20 protein-coding genes and 1 pseudogene are annotated in these 13255 nt (G+C 38.1%); 10 read left to right on the top strand and 11 right to left on the bottom strand.

What is annotated here, in order from left to right; genetic code table 11:
* Window positions 1–9: 9 nt before the first annotated feature.
* Window positions 10–828, bottom strand: coding sequence for a DUF4382 domain-containing protein (locus N824_RS16455; protein WP_048906255.1), 819 nt, complete (start codon window positions 826–828; stop codon window positions 10–12).
* Between the two features lie 254 nt (window positions 829–1082).
* On the opposite strand from N824_RS16455, the gene N824_RS16450 reads away from it, so the two are divergent.
* Genes N824_RS16450 through N824_RS16415 form a run of 8 tightly spaced genes read left to right on the top strand, consistent with a single transcriptional unit; the run spans window position 1083 to window position 6441 of the window.
* Window positions 1083–1358 carry a hypothetical protein gene (locus N824_RS16450; protein ID WP_152542338.1) on the top strand — a complete coding sequence of 92 codons (276 nt, stop codon included), beginning with the start codon at window positions 1083–1085 and terminating at the stop codon, window positions 1356–1358.
* 5 nt (window positions 1359–1363) lie between these two features.
* On the top strand, window positions 1364–2215 hold the full coding sequence (locus tag N824_RS16445; protein ID WP_048906253.1) for a hypothetical protein: 852 nt from the start codon (window positions 1364–1366) through the stop codon (window positions 2213–2215).
* An 8-nt stretch (window positions 2216–2223) separates the two neighbouring features.
* The gene (locus N824_RS16440; protein WP_048906252.1) at window positions 2224–2898 is read left to right on the top strand and encodes a response regulator transcription factor; all 675 of its coding nucleotides are present in this window, start codon (window positions 2224–2226) and stop codon (window positions 2896–2898) included.
* Between the two features lie 2 nt (window positions 2899–2900).
* Window positions 2901–4226: a cell wall metabolism sensor histidine kinase WalK gene (locus N824_RS16435; protein WP_048906251.1), complete on the top strand. Its 1326-nt coding sequence runs from the start codon at window positions 2901–2903 to the stop codon at window positions 4224–4226.
* A 29-nt stretch (window positions 4227–4255) separates the two neighbouring features.
* Complete coding sequence (locus N824_RS16430) at window positions 4256–5074, top strand: sulfurtransferase (protein ID WP_048906250.1); 819 nt, start codon at window positions 4256–4258, stop codon at window positions 5072–5074.
* A complete protein-coding gene (locus tag N824_RS16425; protein WP_048906249.1) occupies window positions 5071–5523 on the top strand; it encodes an AraC family transcriptional regulator in 453 nt (150 codons plus the stop codon). The genes N824_RS16430 and N824_RS16425 overlap by 4 nt, the downstream gene beginning before the upstream one ends.
* A gap of 47 nt (window positions 5524–5570) precedes the next feature.
* Entirely contained in the window at window positions 5571–6005 is a 435-nt protein-coding gene (locus tag N824_RS16420; RefSeq protein ID WP_048906248.1) for a VOC family protein, read from the top strand.
* Entirely contained in the window at window positions 5989–6441 is a 453-nt protein-coding gene (locus N824_RS16415; protein ID WP_048906247.1) for a DUF1569 domain-containing protein, read from the top strand. The genes N824_RS16420 and N824_RS16415 overlap by 17 nt, the downstream gene beginning before the upstream one ends.
* Here N824_RS16415 and N824_RS16410 read toward each other — a convergent pair.
* On the bottom strand, window positions 6431–7084 hold the full coding sequence (locus N824_RS16410) for a DUF2306 domain-containing protein (protein WP_048906246.1): 654 nt from the start codon (window positions 7082–7084) through the stop codon (window positions 6431–6433). The two genes, N824_RS16415 and N824_RS16410, sit on opposite strands and share 11 nt — an antisense overlap.
* A 155-nt stretch (window positions 7085–7239) precedes the next feature.
* On the opposite strand from N824_RS16410, the gene N824_RS16405 reads away from it, so the two are divergent.
* Window positions 7240–7602, top strand: a complete 363-nt coding sequence (locus N824_RS16405) for a helix-turn-helix domain-containing protein (RefSeq protein ID WP_048906245.1) — start codon at window positions 7240–7242, stop codon at window positions 7600–7602.
* Between the two features lie 6 nt (window positions 7603–7608).
* Here the strand turns inward: N824_RS16405 and N824_RS16400 are convergent, their stop codons facing one another.
* The 5 genes from N824_RS16400 to N824_RS16380 are packed head-to-tail and all read right to left on the bottom strand — an operon-like array spanning window position 7609 to window position 10428.
* Entirely contained in the window at window positions 7609–8223 is a 615-nt protein-coding gene (locus N824_RS16400; RefSeq protein ID WP_048906244.1) for an ATP-binding cassette domain-containing protein, read from the bottom strand.
* Window positions 8220–8891, bottom strand: coding sequence for a molybdate ABC transporter permease subunit (modB, locus tag N824_RS16395; RefSeq protein ID WP_048906243.1), 672 nt, complete (start codon window positions 8889–8891; stop codon window positions 8220–8222). The genes N824_RS16400 and modB overlap by 4 nt, the downstream gene beginning before the upstream one ends.
* A gap of 11 nt (window positions 8892–8902) precedes the next feature.
* Complete coding sequence (gene modA / locus N824_RS16390; RefSeq protein ID WP_048906242.1) at window positions 8903–9649, bottom strand: molybdate ABC transporter substrate-binding protein; 747 nt, start codon at window positions 9647–9649, stop codon at window positions 8903–8905.
* Window positions 9650–9653: 4 nt separating this feature from the next.
* Entirely contained in the window at window positions 9654–10163 is a 510-nt protein-coding gene (locus N824_RS16385; RefSeq protein ID WP_048906241.1) for a molybdopterin-binding protein, read from the bottom strand.
* 1 nt (window position 10164) lies between these two features.
* Window positions 10165–10428 carry a TonB-dependent receptor gene (locus N824_RS16380; protein ID WP_048906240.1) on the bottom strand — a complete coding sequence of 88 codons (264 nt, stop codon included), beginning with the start codon at window positions 10426–10428 and terminating at the stop codon, window positions 10165–10167.
* A gap of 120 nt (window positions 10429–10548) precedes the next feature.
* Between N824_RS16380 and N824_RS16375 the strand changes: the two genes are divergently transcribed.
* Window positions 10549–10746 (top strand): hypothetical protein, encoded by a 198-nt coding sequence (locus tag N824_RS16375; protein WP_048906239.1) that lies wholly within the window; start codon window positions 10549–10551, stop codon window positions 10744–10746.
* Here the strand turns inward: N824_RS16375 and N824_RS16370 are convergent.
* From N824_RS16370 to N824_RS34365, 4 genes and pseudogenes are all read right to left on the bottom strand, one after another.
* Entirely contained in the window at window positions 10735–11085 is a 351-nt protein-coding gene (locus N824_RS16370) for a DUF2200 domain-containing protein (RefSeq protein ID WP_048906238.1), read from the bottom strand. The two genes, N824_RS16375 and N824_RS16370, sit on opposite strands and share 12 nt — an antisense overlap.
* A 43-nt stretch (window positions 11086–11128) precedes the next feature.
* Window positions 11129–11917 (bottom strand): SDR family oxidoreductase, encoded by a 789-nt coding sequence (locus N824_RS16365; RefSeq protein ID WP_048906237.1) that lies wholly within the window; start codon window positions 11915–11917, stop codon window positions 11129–11131.
* Window positions 11914–12834 (bottom strand): AraC family transcriptional regulator, encoded by a 921-nt coding sequence (locus N824_RS16360; protein ID WP_048906236.1) that lies wholly within the window; start codon window positions 12832–12834, stop codon window positions 11914–11916. Before N824_RS16360 ends, N824_RS16365 begins: the two co-directional genes overlap by 4 nt.
* 82 nt (window positions 12835–12916) lie before the next feature.
* A pseudogene (locus N824_RS34365) lies at window positions 12917–13255 on the bottom strand (short-chain dehydrogenase/reductase); the annotation flags it as partial.

Below are 13255 nucleotides of genomic sequence, written 5' to 3'. Positions count from 1 at the left end.
CCAAATGTTTTAAGTGTGTGTTAAAAAATGGTAATAATAATTATTGTRMANGNTWACNSTNCCWAKAYWSRWATTCTGACCAGCTGTGACAGCAACATTAGGAATAGTAGTTTCTGCAAAACCTTCAACAGGTAATATTTTTACAGTATAGTTTCCTGTGGCTAAGCCTCCAACAGTAAACATCCCTGTAGCATCTGTTACCGTTCCAACGGTATCAGTTCCGGCAATAACCAAAACTTCAGGGTGACCTGTTAATGGTAATACTACTCCAGAAATTAAACCAGATGTTGCAACGGTAACACCTCTGACAACAGGTTTAAGTATATATTTTCCATTTCCTGTTTCAACAATAGATTTAGCAGCATCAAAGTCAAGAAGCAGAGAATAAGTAACCCCTGGTACCAATTCAGGATTTTCTGTAAGTTTTACTTTCCATCCAGAGCTTTGTGCACTAGGCGTTTTTAAATCCTGTACCTGACCATCAACGACGATGGTGTTATTATCATAAAGTACAAGTCTGATCTCAGTGATTTCACCTGATGGCATCTCGCCAGAGGCAACTAAAATATCTGGTTTACTGGTTCCAATGCGGAAATCAAGGATATTGAATATTCCATGATCTACATCAAAGGTGTAAGGTTTACCACCCGAAAGCAGAATTACCTGTTTTACATTTAAATTGATAGCGTCAAAATCTCCCGGAGCATCAGTCATCCTGATTTCTACCTTAGTAGTGCCAGAAGCCTGACTGTCTTTTTTACAACCTATAAATGATGCTATTGCAATAACCAATACCATCAGGGTTGCGTAGATTGTTTTGTTTTTCATAGTAGTAGAGTTTTAAATTCTTCAATTAATAACTCAAAGCTCAATTCTGAACATGAAAACAACATGAAATTCAAAAAATAATTTAATTCTTTTCAAATTTCATCTGAATTTCATGTTAGCTAACAACCTTTGTTATAGATATTGAGTGGCGCAGATGAACATGAATATGTTTTAGGAGGGGTTGAAAGTTTGCCTCGAAAGAGGTAAACTTTCTTTATATTTACATGATGAGCATTTCAATATATTTACAAACAATGGTCAGACGCTTATTAACTGTAACAGTAGCCATCTGTTTACTTGTCTCGCCCGCATTATCAAATACTTTGGGAACCTCATCTCTGAAATCTTATTATCAGAAAAAGAAAGGTAAATCTGAACCGGCAGATCGTTCCAAAGGAGACAGGCAAAGACAAGAGGTTAAGGAAGTGCCAAAATCAAGAAAACAACCAAAACCTGAGGTTGTTAAGCCCAAGGGGAGGCCAGATGTTAAACCCATCAAAGTAAACCGCCCCAAAATTAAAAAGCACTAGCCTGTATGAGATTACTATCCCTTAGTGTAATGATTTGCTTGCTAAGTATAAAAGTTAAGGCTCAAAAAGATACCGACTCTACCGAAACAAAGAAAACTACAGTGACTCTAGCCGCTTTATATAGCAATAATGTTAGTTATTATGGACAAACAACGGCCGAACAGCTGCCTTATGTGCTGGCAAATGCAACGGTAAGATTGCCTGTTGGACTATACTTTTCTGCGGGTACATATAAACTTTTAAATGTTGGATCAGGCGTTTCCGAAACAGATTTAGGAGTTGGTTATGATCATGATTTTAACGAAAGATTTACAGCCGGAATAGGTTATAGCCGATCATTCTACCCAAAAAGTTCTCCATTATTACAAGCATCTAATGAGAATAATCTGAATGTAACAGCCGATTATCATTGGCCATGGTTTAAGAGTTCTTTATCTGTTGATTATGCTTTTGGACAAGAAAGTGATGTGTTTGCAGGCTTAACAAATTCAAAACTAATAGAACTAGGTACGCTATTTAATAAGKWAGMTCTCTTATCCATAGAACCTTCCATAGAAATAGTGGCGGGTACACAACACTTTCTAAAAACGTATACAGAACAGAAGAACAAAAAGAACAAAGGTAATGGCAACAGCAACGGTAATGGGAACGGAAATGGCAATACTACAATAACCACTACTTTGCCGGCAACAAATTTTGAACTTTTGTCGTACAATTTTAAAATACCATTGAGTTATAGTAGAGCTAGTTACATGGCTGAGGTTAGCTATCAGTTTTCTATTTTAGGTGCAAATGCCATTACTGAAGCTAAAAGGCAGCAATCTTTTATTAGTCTTGGTTTTTATTATCAATTTTAATTGCATAAATGAAGGTACTCATAGTTGAAGATGAAAAAACACTTGCCTACGAAATGGAAACCTTTTTAAAGAAGGCATTTTACTTGTGCGACCTGGCACATACCGTAGCACAAGGATTAGAAAAAATTGAAATAAATAGTTACGACTTTATTCTGCTTGATCTTGGTTTGCCAGATGGCGATGGACTATCACTGCTGCCAAAAGCAAAAAAACACAATCCAGAAGCTGCATATATTATTTTAACTGCCCGGGGCAATTTGGAGGATAGGATAACAGGATTAGATCTTGGGGCTGATGATTACCTTGCCAAACCTTTTTCGTTGCTGGAACTCCAATCAAGAATGCAGGCAATTGCCCGTCGTAAGTTTAATGTTAAGGAAGAAGCTGTCCCGCTTGGAGAATTTAGCATTGATCTTCAAAAGCGCCTTGTTCAATACAAAGAAGAACAAATTGAACTGTCGCGTAAGGAATACGATTTGTTAAGCTATCTGTTTCTGCACAAAAACCGTGTTTTAACAAGAATGCAGCTAAGTGAACACATCTGGGGTACTTTTGCCGATGATGACTATGACTCGAACTACATTGATGCACACATAAAAAACATCAGAAAAAAATTAAATTTATGGGCCCCTACTGAGTGGCTCGAGACAGTACGCGGTGTGGGCTATAGAATAAAGAAATAAACGTGAAACTATCTGCAAAGCTCATTTACTTCATTACCGGATCTAAACTTGCAATAGTTCTGTTGTTTATACTTTCTATGCCTTTTTTGGTAGCAAGTATTGCTTCAGAATATACCAATTATTCATTAAGAGATCAGCAGAGGAAGGCGTTAGATAAAGTGCATAAAGCTGGTATAGACTATTACCTGCAGGGTGATGACAGCTATGGAAGTTATACTATGCTTAAGGAGGAATACGTTGCCATTGAGCCTGCTGCACCGGAGCTACTTATTGACACCATAAAAACAGTAGAACGTATTGTAGAGGGGGATACATTGAGTTACCGCGTACTTAACCATACTTTTAAAGCCAAAGACAAAAACTACCTGCTGGAGATAGGAAAAACTGTAGGTAGTATCAATCAATATAACAAGCCTTTGCAGCGCATAGCCTTATATGTTCTGATGGGGCTAATCGCGTTAACTATTGTAATAGACCTTATTTTTACCCGGGTATTGATAAGGCCGCTTGGCAAAATCATAGAAAGCAAACTGCTAAACCGAAAATTTCCTTTTAAAGATCAAAGTGAGCCTGTAAAAACCACCACCCAGGATTTTAAATATTTAGATGAGTCGCTCATAAGTTTGATGGATCAGATCAATGTTGACTTTGAAAAAGAGCGAGAGTTTACAGCGAATGCTTCGCATGAGCTAATGACACCGATAAGCATCCTCCAAAACAAGATGGAAAATCTGCTTGCTGATGACCAGATCACCGAAGATGTGGCAATGCGCATTGTGGGAATGATGAAAACGCTGGACCGGTTGAAGAAAATCTCTTCTTCATTGCTGTTCATTTCCAGAATTGAGAACGATCAGTTTGTAAAATTGGCATCTGTAAAACTTGTTGATTTACTGGAAGACATAAAAGAAGAGATTAGTCACAGGTTAGAAGATAAAGACCTTACTTTTATCATTGATATTAAAGATAAGGTTACCCTAAAAAATGTGAATCATGATCTTCTTTTTCAATTGTTTTACAACCTGATAAATAATGCAATTAAATACAATATTGAGGGGGGGAGCGTAACAGTTACTGATGCTGTTAACAAGCAGGGCGACTATCAGGTTTTCATTAAAGATACTGGTATTGGCATTGCCAGTGAAGATATCGACTTTATTTTCGATCGGTTTAGAAAAGCCAATTTATCTGAAAACGTGGGTTATGGGCTTGGACTTTCAATAGTTAAAAGTATTGCAGTATATCATAATATTGATATTCAGGTTACATCCATAGTTAAGCAGGGTTCAACCTTTACAATTACTTTTCCAAGGGTAATGTTGGGATAGTTTTCATATATTCATGGTTTTTAAATGCCATGAAATTTTCTTCTATAATACAGCCGCGGGAATTGATTTTACTAGGTAAAAGCGATTTTATTTTATTTGATGTTAGTGCCGGATCGAAAGCCAGATATGATGAACAGCACTTAGATAGTGCCTTTTATCTTGATTTAAATACAGATCTGGCCGATATTAAGGATTTTGCTGTTGGAGGCAGGCACCCTTTACCCACGTTTGAGCATTTTTCTGAAGTTTTAACAAAGTATGGGGTTACAAAAGATAGCCATGTAATTGTTTACGACGATAAGAATGGCTCTAATGCTGCTGCCAGATTCTGGTGGATGTTAAAGTCAATAGGACATCAAAAGGTTCAGGTTTTAAATGGCGGTTACGATGCTGCTATTAAAGCTGGGTTTGCAGTAAGTTCAGAGGTTCCAACTTCCAAAACGGCTGAACCATACCAAATTAATGAATGGCAGTTACCATTAGCAGATATAAATGAAGTTGAAGTTGCTGGCAATAGTGGTCATCATGTGGTTATTGATGTTCGCGACGCTAATCGTTATGCAGGGTTAACTGAACCAATTGATTTAATTGCAGGCCATATTCCTGGCGCAATAAATATTCCTTTTACTGAAAATCTGGATGCTAACGGAGCTTTTTTAGCTCCTGAAATACTAAAGGAGAAATATTCAAAAGCGTTAGCCGATTATAAAACTGAAAATGTGATTGTGCATTGTGGTTCTGGCGTAACAGCTTGTCATACGCTTTTGGCAATAGATTATGCCGGTTTAGAAATCCCGAAATTGTATGTGGGGAGCTGGAGCGAATGGAGCAGAAATAAAATCAAATGACAACCGAGCAATATCCGAAGGTTTATTTATATAGAAGAATAGTTCAGGCAAAACTATTCATCGATAACAACTATGCCGACAAAATAGACCTCAATAATATTTCTAACGAGGCTTATTTTTCGAAGTTTCATTTTATTCGACTGTTCAAATCTGCTTACGGAAAAACGCCCCATCAGTATTTAAAATACGTGAGAATTGAAAAGGCAAAGGAGCTGCTCAAAAGTGATATTCCTGTTTCTGAGGCTTGTTTTTTAGTGGGTTTCGACAGCCTTTCATCATTCAGCGGACTATTTTCAAAGGTAGTTGGCAAATCTCCGTCAGCTTTCCTGAAACATTATCAGGAAATCCAAAAGAAGATCAGTTTAACACCTCTTGCCTTTGTGCCAGGCTGTTATGCCTACCAACATGGTTGGCTCGAAAATAGCAATTTTGAAGAAACTGATATTTGATTTATTGCTCAAGTTTGTAGTGAGTTTAACATCTAAAGTAAATAGCTATGATCACAAAAATGACCATTACAAACATTCACGTTATAGACCAGGATAGTGCCTATGACTTCTATGTAAACAAATTAGGATTCAAACTGGTTGACGATTTCCCAATGGGGCCTGGAACCCGCTGGCTTACCGTTTCACCTCCCGAACAACCCGACTTGCAACTTGTTTTGTTTCCGGTTACGGTGAGTAAAATGTTTCCTAAAGAAATAGCGGAAAACCTAATAGACCTTATCAAAAAAGGGATATTTGGCTGTGGGGTTTTAACCTGTAAAGATATTCATGCTACTTACGAGGAACTTAAAGCCAAGGGCGTTGAATTTATAAAACCGCCAACCAAGGAGTTTTACGGAACAGATGCTTTATTTAAAGATGATTCTGGTAATTATTTTTCATTGCAACCTATAAACAATTTTGACAATGAAAACAATATTTGACAAGTCAACAATAGATGAACTGACGGCAAGGGTGAATGCACTCGATGAAAACAGCAAGCCACTTTGGGGTAAGATGAACGTTTATCAAATGACTATGCATTGTACAAAATGGAACGAATGGGTTTTAGGAATCACCAATCCCGTTAACGGGCAAGAATTTTTGGGTAAAATCTTCGGTAAAATGGCACTCAAAAGCAATACTAAAAACGATAAGCCAATCGGTAAAAATATGCCAGCAGGAAAAGCATTCACCATAAAACAAAAAGAATGTGATCTGGAAGCTCAAAAGAAAACCCTGATGAACCTATTAGCTGATTTCGAAAACTTTTCAAACGATGGGTTCATTCATGATTTCTTTGGAAAAATGACAAGAGAGCAGATTGGCATATTTGTTTATAAGCATTCAGATCATCACTTAAGGCAGTTCAATGTTTAAGTTTATTACTGGAATAGGTGCTGCGGATTACTTCATAAGTATAAAGCGGCACTGCCCAACCCATCCAAAAAAGAGGAACTGTAACTTCTTCAAAACTGCCCAATTGCTGTACTAATGGAATTTTGTAGATAAAACCTGAGATCAGGAAGGCTACTGTGACCAGGTAACTTCTGATCATCCATTCTTTGTGAAGTTTAAATTGTTTCTTCATAGCAGTATAGAACGCAATAAAAGTAGTACTGATCCAAACACTGGCCCAGATCTGCAAAGTGAATGCGTAAGCCCAATTCACTGCATGTGCCGTTGTTGAAGCAAGCACAAGGGCGCTGATACTGCTTACCAGGATCGATAACAGGTACAAATAACCAATCACACGGTGTATTTTCCAGCTATAGGTGCGTAATTTAGGCCAGAATTGAATAATACCGGAAATTAATGCTCCACCACCAGCTGTAATATGGGCTATGAGGAACCACCGTTGAGGGAAGTATCTGCCTAATGCTTCTGGCGTCATTTGCAGGTAATGATCTGCCCCATGCATGAATAACCAGGTCATAAAAAAAACAGTTATCCATATTAGTAAGGGCAGGATGTCTATCCAGCTAAGTTTAAATTGGGCCTTTACATTTTGTTTTTTTTGCATTTCCGATTCCTTTTTGATTTTATTTAATCACGATAAACGATAACACAAAGTTCCCTGAAAGATATCAGGTGAACAATAACCGATAAAAGATTCGGTATGGGGTTATTGTGAGCTTTGGAATGTATTGAGTAATTTTAACCAGCAATAATAAAAGCATGTATACAAGGAAAATACAAGAAGATCCAGATTGTGGTATCTATTTAGCGATGAAAGTATTAGGTGGTAAATGGAAATGTTGTATCCTGGATGCGATCAGCAGGGGGATTTCGAGGCCCAGTGAAATTGCCAGATACATCACTGAGGCATCCACACGTGTTATCGAAATGCAATTAGCAGAACTACTTTTTTACGGGATGGTTGAAAAATGCGCTGAAGATGTTTATCCTAAAAGAACTGAATATAAACTCACCATCCTGGGAGAAACCTTATTGCCCATTCTTTCCAAAATAGATCAGTGGGGAATGGAACATGCAGAGGTGATCAAAGATCGAATGAGTGAACTGCAAGAAGATGAATAAGGTTTTTTAGAGCGAAAAACAATACTCAGCGAAGCCTGCCGTTTCCAGGGGATGGTGGGTTACAACCAGANAGSTAAGWTYTAACTCATCAAATAAAACTTTCAGGTCGGCCATTACATCGTTTTTAAGCACATTATCTAAAGCTGAAAATGGCTCATCCATTAGTAATAGACCAGGTTGTGTAGATAAAGCTCTTAAAATAGCCAGGCGTTGCTGCTGCCCACCTGAAAGATGTTTGGGCTTATGTGATTTAAAAGCATCAAGCCTGCCTATAGCTATTAACCGGTCAATATAATGAGCATCGTTTGAACCATACTCAAGGTGTTCTATAACGGTCATATTGGGAAACAAGGCATAATCCTGAAATACAAAGCCTACACCACGTTTCTGAGGTTCCAGATTCACCTTGGCTTTGGTATCAAGCCACACATTCTGGTTCACAGTTATCTTTCCTTCTTCAGGTTTAACCAAGCCGGCAATAACTTTTAAGAGCGTTGTTTTGCCGGAACCCGAAGGGCCAATAATCTGGGTAATATGCTGAAGATGAAACGAAGCCTTTATCTCAATCAGATTAGTGCCATTGTAGGTCCTAACTCTTTTTTTTATATTAATTTCTATCATTCAAGCGGGCTTTTTGCAGATTTTCTATTTAAGATAAAAACAGCCAGGACTATTACAAAGGTGATTGAAAACAGAATCAACGAGTAGTAATTGGCATTGGCATAGTCCATACTTTCTACCGAATCATAAATGGCAATCGAGGCGACCTTGGTTACACCTGGAATATTTCCACCAATCATCAAAACAACTCCAAATTCTCCTAATGTATGCGCAAAAGTAAGGACAGCCGCTGTTAATAATGAGGATTTGATATTGGGTAACAATACATGCCATAGGGTTTCAAATTTTGACTTACCCATAGTATAGGATACCTCTTTAATCGAGACTGGTAAATGTATGAAAGCCGATTTCACGGGGCTCACCATAAAGGGCAAGCTGTAGATAACCGAAGCTAGGATTAAGCCCTCAAATGAAAATACCAGGTGTATATCAAAGTGTTCCTGCAGCCATTTTCCCAAAGCATTTTTAGGGCTAAAAGCCAATAATAAGTAAAATCCAAGCACAGAAGGTGGCAACACCAATGGCATGGTAATTATTGCCTCTATGATTAGCTTAGGTATGGAACTACGGCCAGATAACCAATAAGCGATAGGCAAGCCAATCACAAAAAGGATTAACGTTGTCACACAGGCAAGTTTCAGGCTAAGGAATATAGGTGTTAAATCCATTCTTTTTAAACTTACGGAATTCTATACCCATTCTTCTTAAAAAGCTGTTTAGCTGCCGGCGATTGAAGGTAATTGAAAAACTTCAACGCTTTATCGTAATTGCGCTTTTTAGCGTAAGTCAGAATGAGCATTCCCTGTTTTATTTCATCATAAACTTTATGATCAACCTTCACCCATTTGAGTTTTGCAGCATCAGGACTTTCGTATATCAGTGCTTCCGTTGTAAAACCTAAACTAGCTACTCCTGTGGAAATGTAGGTGTTCACCTGCGAGATACTTTCGCCTAATACCATTTTAGAATTGATTTTGTTCCATAATCCATAATGACGCAAAGCCTGTTCTGCCGCCTTTCCGTAAGGAGCTAGTACAGGATTGGCAACGGCCATCTTGTTTACTTTGTTGGTAGTTAGTAAGTTTCGCCAGTTTTTCAGTTCAAGGTCAGAAGTGCTGCATACAATTAAACTGCCTAAGGCATATACTTTAGGCGGGTTAATTCCAAAACCTTCCTTATAAAGTGCATTTGGGAAATCCATATCAGCAGAAAGAAAAACATCGTAAGGAGCGCCGTTCTTTATTTGAGTAGTTAGTTTTCCAGAAGAACCTGTAATAACCTCTATTTCAATTCCTGTTCTCTCTCTAAAATCTGCCTGTAGGGCTTTTATAACAAATTGTGCATTAGCAGCAACTGCCACCCTGAGCGGTTGCGCATGTGTAGCTAAAGACAATACTAAAAGCAGAAATAGGAATAGCTTTTTCATTTCGTTAATTGGCAAATTTAACCTTTATTGAAATAACCTGTCTCGCGTTTCTCGGTTTCCTTTTTTCGCCCTCAATGATGATATGGAACGGACCCTCATCGGCTGATAATAAGGCGCCGTCCTTTCTGTTGGCCAGAATAATTTTACGCGAAGAGAATGCAGGATCAACTTCAGGTAATGAAAAAAGTACCTGATAACCATCGCTGGCTTCTATTAGTAGATATTTGGTGAGGTTTTCACCTTTTAATTCTTCTGCTAAAGTTACCCCTGCATTTTTAAGTACCAAGCTAAGTTCAACGCCGGTATAGGTATGTTCTTTTTCTGCCCGGTCGTTCTGCGTAATAGTGGTTTTAGGTAGTTTATCCACATCAGCGGGGGTTAATGCCAGTTTGGTTTTGACCTCACCTTCGATGACTGCCGAGGCCTGCTTTGTATCAGTTTGAGCAAATAACTTATTTGACCCCAGTGAGGCAATAAATAGGGAAGTAAGGAATATTAACTTATAGGGTTTCATATTAAAGATTATTTAATACTAAATTTACAAAGTAATTTCTGCCTGCTTCCGGAAAACCTTCGCTAATTGCATAATTTTTATCAAAAGCGTTGTTCATGCCTGCCTCAATAGAAATCCAGCGGTAGCCTTTAACACGTGTACTAAAATTTGCAACTGCAAATTCGCCTGCTTTAGTACCGTAGCTTGTGCTGTAGCGCGAAGAATTGTAGATTCCGTGACAAATAGCTATCGAAGAGGCCCATTTAATGTTGATGGCAAAAACCAATTGATCTACACTTCAACAAACGGTGCTTATTACCGACTAAACCTTGAAAATCGAACATTTACCCCGTATTCTTGCACCGTCTTACAGCACGGCTTTTCAATAGAAATCAAAGAAAATTCCATGGAGCACACTTTAAAATATAAGGGTGTTGAAATCGGACAGGTAAAGTCTTATTATAAGAATTATACTTCAAATAAGTACTTTGTAACAGATAATAAGGGACTGTGGGTTTGGAATGCATACACGCGCTCAGCGAGATCTTTCTCTATGGCTAGTCCATTTGAAATAGTAGGATGGGTCGATAATCTACTTCCTTAAAATCTTTTCCATAACCTTTCCTTTTGCCAATTCATCAACCAACTTATCCAAATAACGTATCTTTTGCATGAGTTGGTCTTCGATTTCTTCCACACGATAACCGCAAATTACACCCGTGATTTTTGAAACATTTGGATTTATTTGTGGTGCCTGAGCAAAAAAGGTTTCAAAATTGGTTTTGTTGTCGATGAGTTGTTGCAATGATTGCTTGTTATATCCTGTCAGCCAAAATATGACCTCATCTAATTCCTCTTTTGTACGCCCTTTTTTCTCCGCTTTTTGAATGTAATGCGGATAAACGCTCGCAAAAGACATTTTATATACTCTTGTGTTATCCATTTTATTTGTTATTAATTCTCAATGTTGTTTTTTATTAGGGTTGTTAATGTGACTTAGCAAGGCCACCATCAAGAGGTATGCTTGTTCCTGTGAGATATGAAGCATATTCAGATGCCAAAAAAGCCACCAAATAACCATATTCTTCAGGTTTACCAAGCCTTTTCATCGGAACTTCATTTTCTCTTACTTTCCTGATTTCAGAAACCGTTTGACCACTTGAGGTTGCTTGCTTATCAATAAGATCATTTATCCTTTCGGTATCGAAATAGCCTGTCAGAATATTATTGACCGTAATATTGTGTTTTGCAACTTCATTAGATAGTGTTTTGGCCCAGGATGCAGTTGCAGATCGAATAGCATTTGAAAGCACCAGATTATCTATAGGTTCTATTACAGAAATGGAAGACACATTTATAATACGACCATGTTTTTGTTTAATCATGTGTGGTAACGCCAGCGATGTTGTTTCACAAACTGTTTTGAATACGAGGTCAAAGGCCTGCTGATAGGAATTGGTGTCTTGATTTAGTGCCGTGCCCGCTTTCGGACCGTTGGTGTTGTTCACCAAAATATCGACCGTATGGTTCTTGAAAAAATCAGAAATGATTATTTGATATTTTTCAAAATCTGAAAAGTCGGCGACAAGATATTGATGCACCTGTTTTTCGTGTACCATAGGTAAAAGAGAAGTGATCTCAACTAGCTTAGCCTCATTACGGGCCACTAAGGTTACATTGGCCCCGCACTTAGCCAGTTCCTCTGCTATAGCACGTCCGATACCCTGAGTACTTGCACCAACCAGTGCATTTTTTGATGTTAGCTGAATGTTCATAATATAAACGACTTTCTAAATTCTAATGGCGAGAGGTTGGTTTTTATTTTGAATAACTTACTAAACGATTGTGGATGCTCAAAACCTAAGGCATAGGCAACTTCACTTACTGATAAACTGGAGGTAGATAGTTTTTCCTTCGCTTTTTCGATGAGCTTTTGATGGATATGCTGCTGTGCATTTTGTCCGGTAAGGGAACGTAGCATGTCGCTTAAATAACTGGGCGACAGATTTAGTGTTTCTGCAAGATGTTGAACAGTAGGGATACCCTCGCTTAAAGATCTTTCATCCTCGAAATAAGTGTCTAATGTTTTTTCTAATTGTTGTAACAAATCGCTGTTTACTGCTTTTCTGGTAATGAATTGGCGTTTATGAAAACGATTGGCATAGTTTAGCAGTAATTCAATCTGAGAAATCACCACATCCTGACTAAAGTCGTCGATCCGGCTGTTCAGCTCATTTTCAATCATTTTGAAAATCTCTATGACTGTTGCTTTTTCCTCTTCCGAAAGATGCAAGGTCTCGTTTGTTGAATAAGAGAAAAAGCCGTACTGCTTTATGTTCTTAGACAGTGGATAACCTAAAAAGAAATCCGGATGGATCAGCAAAGTATATGCAGAACATACAATATCGTCATCATCTTCGCTGCCAATAACCTGGCCGGGCGAAACAAACAATAAACCACCCTCATCAAAATCATAATAACCCTGTCCATACTTTAACCTCCCGCCAAGCCTGGGTTTGTATGATATTTTATAGAAACCGATTGCATGGTTTTGAAGAGGTCTGACTACCATCTGCGAATGAGGACCATTGAGCAAACTCACCAAAGGATGTTTCGGCTTAGGTAATCCAAAAGCACGATGGGCATCTATTAAGGAAGCAATTTTCTGCGGAGTGTTTTCTTTCTTTTTCATCGCCAATTGAAATGATAACCAATGGTTGGTTAAATATCGATTATCATTCCTGTTTTAACAAGCTATGTTATTTTAGATTGCATTATTTTGAGAATCCCTGTGCGGAGTTAGAGACTTCTTTCCACTCTTCCCAGACAGCTAAACGCTCATTGTACGTATTACGCACCAATGGTAGACATTGGCTGCCGAGGAAGAACCGCAGCGGAGGATTTTCTGAATCTACAATTTTGAATAGCGCCTCGGGTGTCGCATTCGGATCGCCCCTTTCCATAGTGCTTAGGCTTTCAAAAAAAGCTGTTTTAAATTCTGTATAAATTTCCATTCCTTCTGCAAATTTCAATGAATCCTTACTTCCAAAATCAGTAGCATAAGCGCCTGGCTCTATAATAGTTACTTTGATGCCAAAGGCTTTAACTTCTTC

Source organism: Pedobacter sp. V48 (genome assembly GCF_000523515.1).
Classification (GTDB): Bacteria; Bacteroidota; Bacteroidia; order Sphingobacteriales; family Sphingobacteriaceae; genus Pedobacter.
Note: the sequence above shows the minus strand (reverse complement) of the source record. Positions and strands in the feature narration are given on the sequence as shown.

What these genes read in the sequence shown, in the direction of transcription:
- N824_RS16450 (WP_152542338.1), top strand. Translation starts at nt 1,083, where the DNA reads ATGGTCAGACGCTTATTAACTGTAACAGTAGCCATCTGTTTACTTGTC.
- N824_RS16440 (WP_048906252.1), top strand. Translation starts at nt 2,224, where the DNA reads ATGAAGGTACTCATAGTTGAAGATGAAAAAACACTTGCCTACGAAATG.
- N824_RS16430 (WP_048906250.1), top strand. Translation starts at nt 4,256, where the DNA reads ATGAAATTTTCTTCTATAATACAGCCGCGGGAATTGATTTTACTAGGT.
- N824_RS16425 (WP_048906249.1), top strand. Translation starts at nt 5,071, where the DNA reads ATGACAACCGAGCAATATCCGAAGGTTTATTTATATAGAAGAATAGTT.
- N824_RS16420 (WP_048906248.1), top strand. Translation starts at nt 5,571, where the DNA reads ATGATCACAAAAATGACCATTACAAACATTCACGTTATAGACCAGGAT.
- N824_RS16415 (WP_048906247.1), top strand. Translation starts at nt 5,989, where the DNA reads ATGAAAACAATATTTGACAAGTCAACAATAGATGAACTGACGGCAAGG.
- N824_RS16410 (WP_048906246.1), bottom strand. Translation starts at nt 7,084, where the DNA reads ATGCAAAAAAAACAAAATGTAAAGGCCCAATTTAAACTTAGCTGGATA.
- N824_RS16405 (WP_048906245.1), top strand. Translation starts at nt 7,240, where the DNA reads ATGTATACAAGGAAAATACAAGAAGATCCAGATTGTGGTATCTATTTA.
- modB (WP_048906243.1), bottom strand. Translation starts at nt 8,891, where the DNA reads ATGGATTTAACACCTATATTCCTTAGCCTGAAACTTGCCTGTGTGACA.
- modA (WP_048906242.1), bottom strand. Translation starts at nt 9,649, where the DNA reads ATGAAAAAGCTATTCCTATTTCTGCTTTTAGTATTGTCTTTAGCTACA.
- N824_RS16385 (WP_048906241.1), bottom strand. Translation starts at nt 10,163, where the DNA reads ATGAAACCCTATAAGTTAATATTCCTTACTTCCCTATTTATTGCCTCA.
- N824_RS16375 (WP_048906239.1), top strand. Translation starts at nt 10,549, where the DNA reads ATGGAGCACACTTTAAAATATAAGGGTGTTGAAATCGGACAGGTAAAG.
- N824_RS16370 (WP_048906238.1), bottom strand. Translation starts at nt 11,085, where the DNA reads ATGGATAACACAAGAGTATATAAAATGTCTTTTGCGAGCGTTTATCCG.
- N824_RS16365 (WP_048906237.1), bottom strand. Translation starts at nt 11,917, where the DNA reads ATGAACATTCAGCTAACATCAAAAAATGCACTGGTTGGTGCAAGTACT.
- N824_RS16360 (WP_048906236.1), bottom strand. Translation starts at nt 12,834, where the DNA reads ATGAAAAAGAAAGAAAACACTCCGCAGAAAATTGCTTCCTTAATAGAT.